This is a genomic window from Gluconobacter potus, from assembly GCF_015244705.1.
GTDB classification, from domain to species: Bacteria; Pseudomonadota; Alphaproteobacteria; order Acetobacterales; family Acetobacteraceae; genus Gluconobacter; species Gluconobacter potus.
This window is the reverse complement of record NZ_JABCQF010000001.1, coordinates 696,586-710,424: the sequence shown is the minus strand read 5'-3', so window position 1 is coordinate 710,424 and position 13,839 is coordinate 696,586. Positions and strand designations below refer to the sequence as shown.

General features: G+C 61.2%; 16 protein-coding genes. 4 read left to right on the top strand and 12 right to left on the bottom strand.

Annotated features, from left to right (window positions below; all coding sequences use genetic code 11):
- Positions 1–84: 84 nt before the first annotated feature.
- From HKD31_RS03090 to edd, 5 genes are all read right to left on the bottom strand, one after another.
- The gene (locus HKD31_RS03090; protein ID WP_194263638.1) at positions 85–435 is read right to left on the bottom strand and encodes a hypothetical protein; all 351 of its coding nucleotides are present in this window, start codon (positions 433–435) and stop codon (positions 85–87) included.
- On the bottom strand, positions 432–2,009 hold the full coding sequence (purH, locus tag HKD31_RS03085; protein WP_194263639.1) for a bifunctional phosphoribosylaminoimidazolecarboxamide formyltransferase/IMP cyclohydrolase: 1,578 nt from the start codon (positions 2,007–2,009) through the stop codon (positions 432–434). Before purH ends, HKD31_RS03090 begins: the two co-directional genes overlap by 4 nt.
- Positions 2,006–2,569 (bottom strand): metal-dependent hydrolase, encoded by a 564-nt coding sequence (locus HKD31_RS03080; RefSeq protein WP_194263640.1) that lies wholly within the window; start codon positions 2,567–2,569, stop codon positions 2,006–2,008. Before HKD31_RS03080 ends, purH begins: the two co-directional genes overlap by 4 nt.
- Before the next feature lie 123 nt (positions 2,570–2,692).
- Entirely contained in the window at positions 2,693–3,316 is a 624-nt protein-coding gene (eda, locus tag HKD31_RS03075) for a bifunctional 4-hydroxy-2-oxoglutarate aldolase/2-dehydro-3-deoxy-phosphogluconate aldolase (protein ID WP_194263641.1), read from the bottom strand.
- Positions 3,317–3,328: 12 nt separating this feature from the next.
- Positions 3,329–5,176, bottom strand: coding sequence for a phosphogluconate dehydratase (gene edd, locus HKD31_RS03070; protein WP_194263642.1), 1,848 nt, complete (start codon positions 5,174–5,176; stop codon positions 3,329–3,331).
- A gap of 413 nt (positions 5,177–5,589) precedes the next feature.
- On the opposite strand from edd, the gene HKD31_RS03065 reads away from it, so the two are divergent.
- On the top strand, positions 5,590–6,279 hold the full coding sequence (locus HKD31_RS03065) for a YfdX family protein (RefSeq protein ID WP_062496035.1): 690 nt from the start codon (positions 5,590–5,592) through the stop codon (positions 6,277–6,279).
- A gap of 85 nt (positions 6,280–6,364) precedes the next feature.
- On the opposite strand, the gene HKD31_RS03060 is transcribed toward HKD31_RS03065, so the two are convergent.
- Genes HKD31_RS03060 through aroQ form a run of 4 tightly spaced genes read right to left on the bottom strand, consistent with a single transcriptional unit; the run spans position 6,365 to position 9,202 of the window.
- Positions 6,365–6,934 carry an NIPSNAP family protein gene (locus tag HKD31_RS03060; RefSeq protein ID WP_062457514.1) on the bottom strand — a complete coding sequence of 190 codons (570 nt, stop codon included), beginning with the start codon at positions 6,932–6,934 and terminating at the stop codon, positions 6,365–6,367.
- 14 nt (positions 6,935–6,948) lie between these two features.
- A complete protein-coding gene (accC, locus tag HKD31_RS03055; RefSeq protein ID WP_062509723.1) occupies positions 6,949–8,301 on the bottom strand; it encodes an acetyl-CoA carboxylase biotin carboxylase subunit in 1,353 nt (450 codons plus the stop codon).
- Positions 8,301–8,756 (bottom strand): acetyl-CoA carboxylase biotin carboxyl carrier protein, encoded by a 456-nt coding sequence (locus HKD31_RS03050; RefSeq protein ID WP_194263643.1) that lies wholly within the window; start codon positions 8,754–8,756, stop codon positions 8,301–8,303. Before HKD31_RS03050 ends, accC begins: the two co-directional genes overlap by 1 nt.
- The gene (gene aroQ, locus HKD31_RS03045; RefSeq protein ID WP_041112562.1) at positions 8,753–9,202 is read right to left on the bottom strand and encodes a type II 3-dehydroquinate dehydratase; all 450 of its coding nucleotides are present in this window, start codon (positions 9,200–9,202) and stop codon (positions 8,753–8,755) included. Before aroQ ends, HKD31_RS03050 begins: the two co-directional genes overlap by 4 nt.
- A 153-nt stretch (positions 9,203–9,355) precedes the next feature.
- On the opposite strand from aroQ, the gene HKD31_RS03040 reads away from it, so the two are divergent.
- On the top strand, positions 9,356–10,006 hold the full coding sequence (locus HKD31_RS03040; protein ID WP_194263644.1) for a septal ring lytic transglycosylase RlpA family protein: 651 nt from the start codon (positions 9,356–9,358) through the stop codon (positions 10,004–10,006).
- Positions 10,007–10,031: 25 nt separating this feature from the next.
- Here HKD31_RS03040 and HKD31_RS03035 read toward each other — a convergent pair whose 3' ends face one another.
- Complete coding sequence (locus HKD31_RS03035; protein ID WP_338085529.1) at positions 10,032–11,033, bottom strand: YihY/virulence factor BrkB family protein; 1,002 nt, start codon at positions 11,031–11,033, stop codon at positions 10,032–10,034.
- Positions 11,034–11,492: 459 nt separating this feature from the next.
- On the opposite strand from HKD31_RS03035, the gene HKD31_RS03030 reads away from it, so the two are divergent.
- Together HKD31_RS03030 and HKD31_RS03025 are read left to right on the top strand one after the other, a co-directional pair.
- Entirely contained in the window at positions 11,493–12,632 is a 1,140-nt protein-coding gene (locus HKD31_RS03030; protein ID WP_194263646.1) for a type III PLP-dependent enzyme, read from the top strand.
- Between the two features lie 131 nt (positions 12,633–12,763).
- Positions 12,764–12,970: a TOBE domain-containing protein gene (locus HKD31_RS03025; RefSeq protein WP_041112564.1), complete on the top strand. Its 207-nt coding sequence runs from the start codon at positions 12,764–12,766 to the stop codon at positions 12,968–12,970.
- Between the two features lie 26 nt (positions 12,971–12,996).
- On the opposite strand, the gene HKD31_RS03020 is transcribed toward HKD31_RS03025, so the two are convergent.
- A complete protein-coding gene (locus tag HKD31_RS03020; protein WP_062496023.1) occupies positions 12,997–13,212 on the bottom strand; it encodes a hypothetical protein in 216 nt (71 codons plus the stop codon).
- Complete coding sequence (locus HKD31_RS03015) at positions 13,212–13,802, bottom strand: hypothetical protein (protein ID WP_196757777.1); 591 nt, start codon at positions 13,800–13,802, stop codon at positions 13,212–13,214. The genes HKD31_RS03020 and HKD31_RS03015 overlap by 1 nt, the downstream gene beginning before the upstream one ends.
- Positions 13,803–13,839: the final 37 nt, after the last annotated feature.

Sequence of the window (13,839 nt, the reverse complement as noted above, 5' to 3'; positions counted from 1 at the left end):
GGGGACGCCAGAGCACAGTGGCAGGGGCTACAGAACTGAAAGGCTCATCCCTTCAGCAACATGAAGCAATCAGCACCTTAGGACTCAGGGATGGATCGCATCATAAGCCGGGGACCCCGCAAAAGGTCCGCGCGGGATTGTGGGCGCGCTGGGGCATACAGGCGGATTGCCTTCCAGAGCCAGCGCCTGAACCGTATGGGTTGTCGTAGAGACCAGCCCCCTGACAGCCAGTTTCTGGTTCAGCCGAACACCGGCCAGAAGTTCGTCCGGCAGAATGACCGTGGTTCCATCACGCAATTTCACGCCCGTAGGCGTGATGCCGGAGACGACCCCCTGCGTAACGGGCAGCGGCGTCATGTCATAGACGCAGGGAGCAGCCTCGACTGCGGAGACGGAAAGCGCCAGGACCAGGCTGGCGAAAGCGAGCTTTTTCAATGTCGGAAATGCCTCATGCCGGTGAATACCATGGCGATCCCGGCAGCATCTGCCGCATCGATCACCTCCTGATCGCGAATGGAGCCGCCTGGCTGAATGACAGCCACAGCGCCCGCCGCAACGACGCTCTCAAGACCGTCAGCGAAGGGGAAGAAGGCGTCCGACGCCGCGACCGAACCAGTCGTCAGCGGTGCGCGTTCTCCGGCTTCCTTCGCAGCGTCCTCGCTCTTGCGCGCTGCAATACGCGCGCTGTCCACCCGGGACATCTGTCCGGCGCCAATGCCGACCGTTGCCCCGTTACGGACATAGATGACAGCGTTTGACTTCACGTGTTTTGCGACACGGAACGCAAACAGCAGGTCCTTCATTTCCTGGGCCGTCGGTGCGCGCTTGGTCACGACCTTGAGGTCAGCTTCCGTCACACGGCCCGCATCACGGGTCTGTGCCAGGAAGCCACCCGCGACGGAACGGAACGCCAGTCCTTCAGCTGTCGGGTCGGGCACGCCGTCGGTGAGCAGCAAACGAAGATTCTTTTTCCGCGACAGGACTTCGACTGCTTCAGCGTCGGCATCTGGAGCCACGATCACTTCGGTGAAGATCTTGCTGATCCTCTGGGCCGTGGCGCCATTCAGCGTCCGGTTGACTGCAACGATGCCACCGAAGGCCGAAACCGGATCACAGCGCAGGGCCGCGATCCAGGCCTGTTCCAGAGTGGGAGCAGAAGCTACGCCACACGGATTGGCATGCTTGACGATCACGACCGTCGGCTCGTCGAACTCGGCGACGGCTTCGAATGCAGCGTCCGTGTCGTTGATGTTGTTGTAGCTCAGGGCCTTCCCCTGAACCTGACGCGCACTCGCGACGCCCGGACGCTGGCTGCCATCGCGATAGAAGGCGGCCTTCTGGTGCGGGTTCTCACCATAGCGCAGCAGATCATCGCGGGTGCCGCTCAGCGTCAGAACGGGAGGAAGGATCTCACCGGCCTGCTTCGCGAACCAGCGGGAGATCATGCTGTCATAGGCAGCCGTATGGGCATAGGCGGAGGCAGCGTAATCGCGACGTTCCGCCAGAACCGTGCCACCCTGTTCCAGCGAGGCGATGACAGCCGCATACTGACGCGGATCGGTCAGGATCGTGACGTGATCGAAGTTCTTGGCGGCAGCGCGGATCATGGCCGGCCCACCGATATCGATGTTCTCGATGCAGTCCTCATCCCCTGCCCCGGACGCGACGGTCGCGGCAAAAGGATAGAGATTCACACAGACCAGATCGATCGGCGCAATGCCGTGTTCCGCCATCTGCGCGACATGGGCCGGAAGGTCGCGGCGACCGAGGATGCCACCATGCACCTGCGGGACGAGGGTCTTGACCCGGCCATCCAGGATTTCAGGAAAACCGGTATGCTCCGAGACATCCTTGACTGTCAGACCCGCTTCACGAAGGGCCTTTGCAGAGCCTCCCGTCGAAAGCAGTTCCGCACCGTGGGCGGCGAGCGCACGCCCCAGTTCGATCAGTCCCGTCTTGTCAGAAACGGAGAGGAGGGCGCGACGGACGGGGAGTCGGGTCTCAGTCATGATGAGAATGAAATATCCTTCAAAACATGTCCGCGCAACCGCGAGTGATGCGCAGAGGGAGGAACATGACCCGGAACAGGGCCATTACCGGAAAATCCTGCCCAACCCAGAAGGCAGAGAATGGGCACAAGAAGCATGATTTCTCCGATCCCGCCAGTCCGGACATAAGGCCAGAGCGAGAGTCGCGAACGGCTGAGGGGCGCGAAGAGCTGACATCCCCCTGTCGGAAGATCAGCCGCAATATGCGTCCCTGCCCCCAGCAGGAGCGCCCCCCAGGGCCCATGCAGGCTCTCGGGCCCCATCAGACCGTTCAGCACGGCCGCGGCCAGAAGCAGCATCACCCCGGAATGTGTGAGGCCACGATGCCCAAAGGTCTTTGCCAGAAAACGGGAGAGGAATTTCAGCCGGCTGCCGAGCATGGAGCGTTCGGTATCGATGTCTGGCAAAAGACTACCCAGCAATCCCGTGCAGACGGAGAGCGGTTCAGGCGACAGGATATGCCAGCGCATCGCGCACAGCACGGCAAAGCCGCCAATCAGCAGATGGGAACGTCCGGTCACGCGCCCTATATGGTCTGCTTCGACGTGTCTCGCAAACCATTTGTTCACAAAACGTTCACGGATGCCGCAACATTCTGACGGCATCCGAAAAACGCTTTGACGATCAGACCAGAAGCGGTTCGGTCAGACCGTCAAGAGTGCCGCAGCCGTGGCGCGCTGCCGGACCTTATCCGCATCGAACGTGCCGGCCGTCACCCAGGACCCGCCGACGCAGGCCACGGACGGAAGGGCCAGCCAGTCCGGCGCACTCTCTTCCGTAATGCCGCCCGTGGGGCAGAAGCGGACATTGCTGCCGAAAACACTGGCCAAGCTCTTGAGCGCAGGAATGCCGCCATTCGTCACGGCCGGAAAGAACTTGAAGCGTGACAGGCCCAGATCCAGACCGCGCATGATGTCACCCGCATTGGCGACGCCCGGCAGGAACGGAACGTCATGCTCGACCGACGCCTTTGCCAGCGCCTCGGTCAGGCCGGGGCTGACGATGAAGCGGGCACCAGCCTTCACGGCACGGTCCATGTCGGACGGATTCAGCACCGTTCCCGCACCGACCAGCGCGCCCGGCACTTTCGACATTTCCTCAATCACTTCCAGGGCGCAGGGCGTGCGCAGCGTGACTTCCAGCGTGGACAGTCCACCAGCCACCAGAGCCTCAGCCATCGGGCGAGCCAGAGCTACGTCATTGACCACCAGCACCGGCATGACCGGACAGCGGCCCATGACGGCGTCGAGTTTGGCAGTATCGATCATCAGAACTCTTCCTTAGTGAATGTCGTCGCCAACGGCTTCGATCACGCGATCCATCTGGGCCAGCATGGCCGACCCTCCAGCCTCGGCCGGATCATGCACCGAACGCATCAGCGCGAACAGTTCGCGGCCCGTTCCCAATGCTGGGAGCGGCGGAGCAACCGGCTTGCGGCTCTCCCACTCGGCGGCATCCACCAGAGCCTCGATCTGTCCCGTGACGGCACAGACGCGGATCATGTCACCGTCCCGCACGCGGGCGATCGGTCCGCCAACCTGCGCTTCGGGACCGACATGAATGGCGGCCGGCACCTTGCCGCTCGCACCGGACATACGACCATCCGTGAGCAGAGCCACCTTGAAGCCGCGATCCTGAAGCACGCCGAGCGTCGGCGTCAGCTTGTGAAGCTCCGGCATGCCGTTGGCTTCCGGTCCCTGGAACCGGACGACCACGACAACATCACGCTCCAGCTCGCCATTCTGATAGGCCGTGATGACGTCATGCTGGTCCTGGAAGACCCGTGCCGGCGCTTCAACGGTCAGATGCTCGGGCGCGATGGCGCTGCTCTTGTAGATCGCGCGGCCCAGATTACCGGTCATCAGGCGCATACCGCCATCGGGGCGGAAAGGCGTAGCCACATCGCGCAGGATATCGGTGTCGGTGGACGGCTTCGCGTGGGTGTAGACGATCTCATCGCCTTCCAGCGAAGCGCGACGGGCATAATCAGAGAAACCGCCACGTGACACCGTCAGGATGTCCTTGTGCAGCATTCCGGCACGCGTCAGTTCGGCGATCACGGTCGGCATGCCACCCACGCGGTTGAACGCGTTCACGTCCTCGGAACCGCTCGGATAAACACGGGTGATCAGCGGAACTGCAGAGGACAGGCGGCTGATGTCTTCCCAGTCGATCAGGATACCGGCGGCCCGGGCAATGGCCGGAAGATGGATCGAATGGTTAGTCGAACCACCCGTCGCCAGCAGTCCCACTGCCGCATTCACGATGGCCTTTTCATCCACGCAATGGGCAAGCGGACGCACATCCTCGCCGTTCAGACCGATTTCGGCCAGACGATGGATGCCCGAGCGGGTCATCGCCTGACGCAGCTTCGTGTTGGGATTGATGAAGGCCGAGTCCGGCATCATCAGGCCCATGATCTCGACCATCATCTGGTTCGTATTGGCCGTGCCATAGAACGTGCAGGTACCCGGGCTGTGATAGGAGGCGTTTTCTGCTTCCATCAGCTCGTCCTGACCGACCTTGCCCTGCACATAAAGCTGACGGATGCGCTGCTTTTCCTTGTTGGGAAGACCGGACGGCATCGGGCCTGCCGGGATCAGCATGGCCGGGAGATGACCGAAGCGCAGCGCGCCCATCAGCAGCCCAGGTACGATCTTGTCGCAGATGCCCAGCAGCGCCACGCCCTCGAACATGCCGTGGCTCAGCCCGACCGCCGTGGACATGGCAATCACGTCACGGGAGAACAGGGAAAGCTCCATGCCCTCCTGCCCCTGCGTCACACCGTCACACATGGCAGGCGCACCGCCCGCAACCTGGGCCGTGGCACCGACTTCACGGGCGAACAGCTTGATCTGCTCGGGATAGCGGCCATAAGGCTGATGCGCCGAGAGCATGTCGTTATAGGTCGTGATCACGCCGATATTGGTCCCGGTGGGACGCATCAGATCAGGCTTGTCGGGGCTGGATGCCGCGATGGCATGGGCCAGATTGCCGCAGGCTAGCTTGGGCCGGAGCACACCCTTGGCCCGGTTTCGTTCCATCAGGGCGAGGTACCGACGCCGGGAGACCTTGGAACGCTCGATGATACGGGCAGTCACGCTCTCGACGACGGGATTCAGAGACATCTGGAAATACTCGCTACTCGGCTGATACCTGCAATGCGCTTGCGGAAAGGCCGACTTTCCGGCGCAAGGCACGGTATCGTGATTGAGGCATCGTACATACGGAAAGCCCCTTCCCAGAGCAAGCCATCCGCAAATGAAAACCTTGATATTCTCATTTTTATTTCAAGACATCACGCCATATGGTCTCTTAGTTCCAAAAATAACACCATCAGAGCAACAATGTGAATAAGATGTGTTAATACCGATTTTCATAAATCCCGGATGCCTCCGCACGAAGGCTGACGCGCAGTGCGGGGCACGGCTGCAAAAGAAATCAGCCACGCCCACAGTCACTAAATGATCGGTAATTTGCCCGATCTGTCCCCATGAAATATCCATGAGAGTCAGAACCGAATATTCACGGAGACGATATCATGAAATTCATTCCCGCCATGGCTGCGATTTCAGCCCTTCTCTGCGCAACACCTCTGGCCGGTGCCGCTTCACTTCACTCACACTGGGAGCAGTTCAAGGCACACCGGGCTTTTCATCACCTTTCCGCTGATGGACAGCGCGCTTTCCAGGACATCATGAACGCCCGCGACATCCTCCAGACGGGCGGCAAGACCGAAGCCGCCATCCCGGCGCTTTATGACGCCCAGAAGCGTCTCGCCGCCGCTGAAAAGGCAGACAAGAAGTTTCAGGCCGCCGAGAACGATCTGCACCCTGCCCCTCAGCATCCCGTTGCAGCCAACCATCAGCCTGTCGTGGGCCAGACCGACTGGCTCCCGGTTGGCGGTGAGTTCATCGTGAACGAAACGCTTGCTCCCGAAAAGAAGACGGCTGTTGCCTCGGCAAATGCACAACTGAAATCCGGCAATACGGATCAGGCCGCTGAGACCATGAAGGTCGTCGGCGAAGATGCAGACTTCATCCTGGCCCTTGCTCCCATCACGCCGGTTCAGGGCGCAGTCTATCGTGCGACCGTGTTCACGGAAGGCCATCACCCGCAGGACGCCGTTGATGCGCTGAACCAGGCTCTGGATTCGGTGATCTTCGTGTCTGAAAACGCCGTTGAATCACAGGCCCCGGCCACCGCGGCTCCGGCAGCTGCCACGAAGTAATCTTCAAAGGCCCTGCCCTCAGATAAAAAAAAGCGCTGCAGGTCTGACCTGCAGCGCTTTTTTTGTGCCTGTCTTTCAGGATATCTCAGCTCCAGGCGGAGCCCTGTGCCGGAAGCAGGATCGCATTTTCCATAGCAACCAGACCGCCACCGATTTTCGGCGGCCACACACCGCTGGCCACAGCCTGCGCCCGGATCTCCAGACGGGCATTCATGTCCGCATACGGCCAGATATGCGCCAGCCGGGGCGTTCCCTCGATCGAGATCATCCCGCAAAGCAGCGGAGACAGTTCCAGACGTGCCGGAACCGCAGCGGCAAAAGCCTCTTCCACGTTCCCGACCTGTCCAAGCTTCAGATCGTAGCAGCGCCATTCATAGAGGCTGCCGTGCTCCCCGGCCGGAAGCAGCGGGGAAATGACGCGCCAGCTTGTCACCTCGACATTCTGCACAGGTTCTTCCGGAATGGCTGCAAGCACATCCGGACGCCCTTCCAGAAGGGCGTCATAGGTGTCTGCCGTCCGGAAGAGGACAACCCGGTTCAGAACACCGATCTCGCTCACCCAGACGGCGAGCCCGTCACGCCCTGTGAGAGCAGAAACCACCTGCGGCATCTGTCCGATACGGACATCGAGAACGATGGTTTCTGCGTAACTCATGGGCTGTCTCCGGTTTATTTCCCTGCCTGCTGGGCAGCGACAAAATTCTCCAGCCAGTGGATCGTATAATCCCCCTTCTGGAAAGACGGGTCCGCCAGAATCTTCTGATGCAGCGGAATAACCGTCTTCACACCGTCAACCACGCATTCGTCCAGGGCACGCTGCATGCGGGCAATAGCTTCGGCGCGGGTCGGGGCGTGAACAATCAGCTTGGCGATCATGCTGTCGTAGTAAGGCGGGATGCGATAGCCAGCGTAAATAGCGCTGTCCATGCGGACACCCAGCCCACCCGGCGCATGGAACACCTTGATCGTGCCGGGACTCGGCATGAAGGTTTCCGGATCTTCCGCATTGATGCGGCACTCGATCGCATGGCCGGACATCTTGACGTCAGCCTGCGTGTAACCGAGCGGTTCACCGGATGCGATGCGGATCTGCTCGCGCACGAGATCCACATTGCAGACCATCTCCGTCACCGGATGCTCGACCTGAAGACGCGTGTTCATCTCGATGAAGCAGAACTGACCGTCCTGATACAGGAACTCAAGCGTTCCGGCATTGCGATAGCCCATGCGTGACAGGGCCTCGGTCGCGGTGCGGCCGATCTCCTCACGCTCGGCATCCGTCAGGGCCGGCGAACCGGCTTCTTCCAGAAGCTTCTGGTGACGGCGCTGGAGCGAACAGTCACGCTCACCGAAATGTACGACGTTGCCATGCGCATCACCGAGAACCTGAAGCTCGATATGACGCGGACGGTTCATGTACTTCTCGAGATAGACCTCGTCATTGCCGAAGGCTGCACGGGCTTCCGCACGAGCCACTGACCAGGCTTCCTCGATATCATCCGCGGTCTGGGCGACCTTCATCCCGCGTCCACCGCCACCGGCGGCAGCCTTGATCAGGACCGGATAACCGACCTTCTCAGCCACTTCACGAGCGGCCTGAAGATCCGGCAGGGCGCCATCAGAGCCCGGAACCAGCGGCACGCCGAGCGCGCGCATGGTCGTCTTGGCCGTGATCTTGTCGCCCATCGTGCGGATATGCTCGGCTGTCGGGCCGATGAACGCGAGGCCGTGTTCTTCCACGGTCTCGGCAAATTCGGCATTTTCCGACAGAAAGCCATAGCCCGGATGAATGGCGTCCGCTCCCGTGATCGTCGCAGCCGAAAGAATAGCAGCCACGTTCAGATAGGAGTCGCGTGCGCTCGGCGGACCGATGCAGACGGCTTCATCGGCAAGACGCACATGCATCGCATCGGCGTCTGCCGTCGAATGCACGGCAACGGTTTTGATGCCCATCTCGCGGCAGGCGCGCTGGATACGCAGCGCGATCTCGCCCCGGTTGGCAATGAGGACCTTGGAAATCATTACTCGATGATCGCCAGGGCTTCGCCGAACTCGACCGGCTGACCGGACTCGACCAGGAACTTCGTCAGCGTACCGGCGCGGGGCGCCTTGATCTGGTTGAAGGTCTTCATGGCTTCGATGAGCATGATCGTCTGACCGGCAGCAACCAGCTGACCTTCAACCGCAAATGGCGGGGATGCCGGATCCGGCGTCAGATAGGCCACGCCGACCATCGGGCTCGGAACCATGCCCGGATGCTTGGCCGGATCTGCCGGAGCGGTAACGGGCACTGCGGCGACCGGGGCAACAGGTGCCACAGGCGCGGCGGCCGGAGCAGCAGCCTGGACCACGCTGACATTGCGGGCCACACGGATCCGGCTGTCAGCTTCGGAGATCTCGATTTCGGTCAGGCCGGTTTCCGTCAGAATATCGGCCAATGCCCGAATGGCATCCTTGTCCACGAGCATACGGCTCATCCTTCGTCTTCGATCATGTCGGTTATTGCCTGAAGCGCGTGCGCGTATCCCCTGACGCCGAGGCCACAGATCACGCCGATGGCGGCCTGCGAGACGTAGGTGTGATGACGGAACGGCTCCCTGCGATGGATATTGGAAATATGAACCTCAACCACGGGAAGCTCGACCGCCAGAAGCGCATCGAGCAGGGCGATCGAGGTATGCCCGTAAGCGGCAGGATTGATCACGATTCCGTCTGCACGGCCGCGACATTCCTGCACCCAGGACACGAGTTCACCCTCTCCGTTCGTCTGGCGGAAATCAATGGCGACATCAAGCCGTTCGGCAGCCTGAATGCACACCTGCTCGACATCATCGAGCGTGGCGTGACCATAGATTCCGGGCTGGCGAAGACCCAGCATGTTGAGATTCGGACCGTTGAGAACGGTGATCAGAGGGCGTTTCATCTGGCCGCGCGATAGCACTTTCGGAGCTGTCATGAAAGCGTCATTGCCCTATTGCTGCCGTCTTCAGGGTGTCCAAAAGGGGACAGGGCCGCATTTTTGTGCTATCTGGTACGATCTGAGCCCGTCCCGTCCACTGGAGAAGAACCTGATATAGTGCGCTTTGATCTGTCTGTCCTTCGCAATCCCTTCCGTTGCATCCCCCTGCGCAACATGACGTTCGCCGTGGCGCTTGCCGGGCTGGCCAGTCATCACGCCGCTCACGCGAGCGACGATTCTGCTGCTGATGGGACGCCGAAGACGAGCTGGGCAGACTCCGTTCGGGCTGCACTTGCAAACCGTGCCCACCAGGCCGCGCACGCATGGTCCCAGCATGGAATGGCAAGCTGGTATGGACGGCACTTTCATGGACACCGCACGGCCAGCGGGACGACATTCAACACCAACGATCTGACAGCAGCGCATCCTTCCCTGCCCCTCGGCACGAAGCTTCTCGTGACGTCGCAGGATACGGGACGCTCCGTCGTGGTAACGGTCAATGACCGTGGGCCTTTCAACAGCCGCATCATCGATCTGTCTCATGCCGCCGCCGCAAAGATCGGCATGCTCGGTGCGGGCACGGCCCATGTCACGATTGCGAAAATGACGGATATTGCGCCGTCCGTGCATCCCGCCACAGAGCCGGAAGTGGCCGAGGCCGATCCGTCGGACACGAGCGCACAGGCCATTCAGGCAGCGGGAACCAGCATCGCCCCTGCCTCACGGCAGGGCAGCGGCACACATCGTACGCCGCACCACCATCACTGATCTTTACGGTGGCCTGACCTGACTGTCAGGCTGCTCCTGTCTGAGGGGGTACTTCTTGCCTCTGACCGGCCCGGGCCTCGAGGCTGGCATTCAGTTCCGCCCCGAACAGCACCACATACGCACTCACGAAAAACCACATCATGATGGCAGCTACGGCACCGAGCGGTCCGTAGGTTGCACCGTAGCTTGCGAAATGCGCGACATACCATGAAAAGCCGAGCGACGTGATGACCCACAGGACGGTTGCCAGCGCCGAACCCGGAAAAATCCAGCGCCACTGCGTATGCACGCGGCAGGGCGCAAACCGGTAGAGCAGCGTCACTGCGATGAAGACGAACAGCAGCATCAGAAGCGGCGCGAGCGTGTGCACGACCATCGGCGCGCCGTAAGAGAGTAGCAGATCAACCGGAAACGGCGGATCGCTCAGGAAACTGACGTGACGCGGCAGGTAATCCACAAGTGCCGGCGCGGCCACCATCAGGGCCAGGGTCAGCGCGGCCCCCAGAATGGCCGTCAGCGTGGTGGACAGCGCGATGGCCTGAAATTTCAGGAAGCTCCGGGTTTCCTGCGCATTATAGGCCATGTTGAGCGCAGACAGGATCGACTTCGTGCTCGCCGAAGCCGACCAGAGGGCGACCGCGAGCGAGAAGATCAGCCCGATCGTCAGGGACGAATGAGGCTGGGAAATCAGTTCGTGAATCCGGTCCCCGATCAGATCGTAAGCCGAGGGAGGTAGGAGATGCCGGAGGACTTCGAGCTGCGGCTCGACCGTCTGCAAATCAAATGCCAGGCCATAAAGGGAAATCAGGCTGGAAATGGCAGGAAAGAGGGAAAGTGTGGCGTAGAAGGCGCAACCCGCTGCCGACAGGGATGTCTGGCTTGAGCCGACTTCGGCAAACAGATGCTTTGCGATGACGCGCCAGGCCGCATGGTGCAGCCTGTCCGGAGAGGACACGGGTTCCGAATCCGTTGTGCCTGCCGCAGCAGGTGAGTGTCCGGCGTCCGAAGGTACGGCATGTCCCGGCACGGTTCGGGAGCCGGAGAGGGTCGCAGATTCGGGGGTCAAACTCACGCAGGGTGTCCTCGGCAGTGTCCTGTTGGGGGCAGCAGTCTTGGCGTCTTTGCCGTTCCGTACCGGAATATCCGTAACGAACAGTCCGGATTGAACGACATGAGCCAGTACAGACGCGGAAGATGCCTTCAGCGTTCCGAATTCGCCCTGATTCAGCTCACCAATATTGGCAAAACCATCACAATGCAAAATTATCGGTTGCGTGGCGGGGGATTTAGTCTCATATCCCGCCCTCACGCAGCAACGCACGTGCCACTGGCCCACTCGAGGTTACGCAACGACGTCAAGCGTTCTGGCCTTCAGGAATCCACCCTTTACGGATTCCCGCTATTCGCCGGTCCGTTCGACCGTTTCGCAACATACTCGCAGGGCGATATCGTTCCCTGACGAGTCCGGTTCTGGGAATTGAGTGTCATGACTCCCAAAATCACCCGCTTCCTTGCCGAGCAGCAGCCGGCAACCCCTTGCCTCGTCGTCGATCTCGACGTCGTCGGGGCGCATTACCGTGCCCTGCACGATGCGCTCCCGGAAGCGAAAATCTATTACGCCATCAAGGCCAACCCGGCCCCGGCCATCCTCGACCGCCTTGTGGCCCTGGGCTCGTCCTTCGATGTCGCATCCCCTGCGGAAATCCGGATGTGCCTGGACGCCGGCGCGACGCCTGACCGGATTTCCTACGGCAACACGCTGAAGAAAGCCGAATGGATCCGCGAAGCGCATGATCTGGGCATCAGCCTGTTCGTTTTCGACAGCATCGAAGAACTGGAAAAGCTTGCAAAGCACGCTCCCGGCGCGCGCGTTTTCTGCCGCCTGGCCGTCGAGAACGAAGGCGCGGACTGGCCCCTGTCGCGCAAGTTCGGCACCACGCTGAGCAACGCGCACGCGCTGATGCTGCGTGCCCGTGAACTGGGCCTGAAGCCTTACGGCCTGTCCTTCCATGTCGGCAGCCAGCAGACGGGCGTTGCCGCTTATGATCATGCGATCGCCAAGGCGGCCGGCCTGTATCATGATCTGCGCGCGCAGGGCGTGGACCTTCAGATGCTTAATCTGGGTGGCGGCTTCCCGACGCATTACCGCGAGAACGTGCCCTCCGTTCAGGATTTCGCCGACACGATCCATGCGTCCCTCAGGACGCATTTTCCGGACGGTGCGCCTGAAATCCTGCTGGAGCCAGGCCGCTACATGGTCGGGCAGTCCGGCGTGGTGTCGAGCGAGGTCATTCTCGTCAGCCGTCGCGGCGGTGCCGTAACCGATCCGCGCTGGGTCTATCTTGATATCGGGCGCTTCGGTGGCCTGGCCGAGACGGAAGGTGAAGCCATCCGCTACACTTTCCGCACATCCCGCGATTCAGACGACGCCACCCGCTCCCCCTGCGTGGTCGCCGGCCCAAGCTGCGACGGCGTGGATATCATGTACGAGAAGAACCGCATCCCCCTGCCGGACTCTCTGGAATGTGGGGACCGGGTCGAGATCCTCGCCACGGGCGCGTATGTCTCGACCTACGCCTCCGTGGGCTTCAACGGCTTCCCGCCGCTGACCGAATATTACATTTGAAAACGGCCCTCTCCGGATCAATCGGGGTCCGGAAGCATTTTCCAGATCCGTCTCTCTGGACGCGGGCGTAAAGTCTTCCGATATGGAACAGACAGGCATTCCTGTCTGCCATCCTTATGGAAGGTTTTTTCATGAAGCTCAGCGCACGTAACCAGCTCAAGGGCCGGATCACGAACATCCTCAAGGGTGCGACGACGTCTCACATCACGATCGACGTCAACGGCACGGTCATTACCAGCGCCATCACCAATGAAGCCGTCGCGGATCTGGGCCTCGAAGTCGGCAAAGAGGCCTACGCCGTCATCAAGGCGTCCAGCGTCATGGTCGGCGTGGACTGATCGTCAAGGAAGCGCCTTCGGGAGCCTCAGTTCCTGAATGACGCTTCCAGTCCGGACTGGTATCCGAGCGCGGAAAGAAGATCTTCCACGGAAATCTCAAGGTTCAGGCACGCCAGCCAGCAGAACCCGACTGCTCCGACAGCCAATAGCAGCAGACAGACCGTCATGTGTTCCAGTTCCTCAAGTCCCGGACGCTGCGGTTCTGCCCCGTTCCGGACGGGGCGCCCACTCAGCGACATCATCAGTGCATCACCCGGCTGGCGTCATGCGACATGCCAGCATGTAAGGGCCCACTATCCTGCGGCCAGAGAACCCGCATCCGCGACGGACTGACCGATCGCCAGCGGCTGATCGAGGACAGCGCCCCTCCCCCCGAAATCGTGGTCTCGTCTTTCAGCAGTTTCTTCGGCAGCCAGTGCCCGGCCCCTGCCAGACAGTCCGCCAGAAGGGTCAGCGCGGTGGCCAGGCAGCCCTGGACGAACCTGTCAGGGAAGACTTCGGCCAGAAGCACGAAAACCTCGCGCTGGCCCTCGTTCTGGGCCGCGATGATCCCGCGCAGGAACCGTTCCTCCAGTGCCGTGAGAGACTGCATGCCCGGTGCGTTCACCGCAAGACGCGGCTGATCCGCAACTTTCAGAAGGTGGGTGGCGTCCGCAAAGGCCCCTTCCGCAGCATCAAGGGCCGGGCGGAAACAGGCGGGAAACAGACCGTCGGTCGTTTTTGTCTCGGGGCAGCTTGGCAAGCGGTAATGGCTGATGAGGCAGCGGATACTCCACAGCGCGAGGCGTTCACAGCAGCAGAGGTCGGACAGGGAAAGCGACAGCCGTGTCATGGGAAAACTCCGAATCAGCAGAACCGGAGTCACCCTA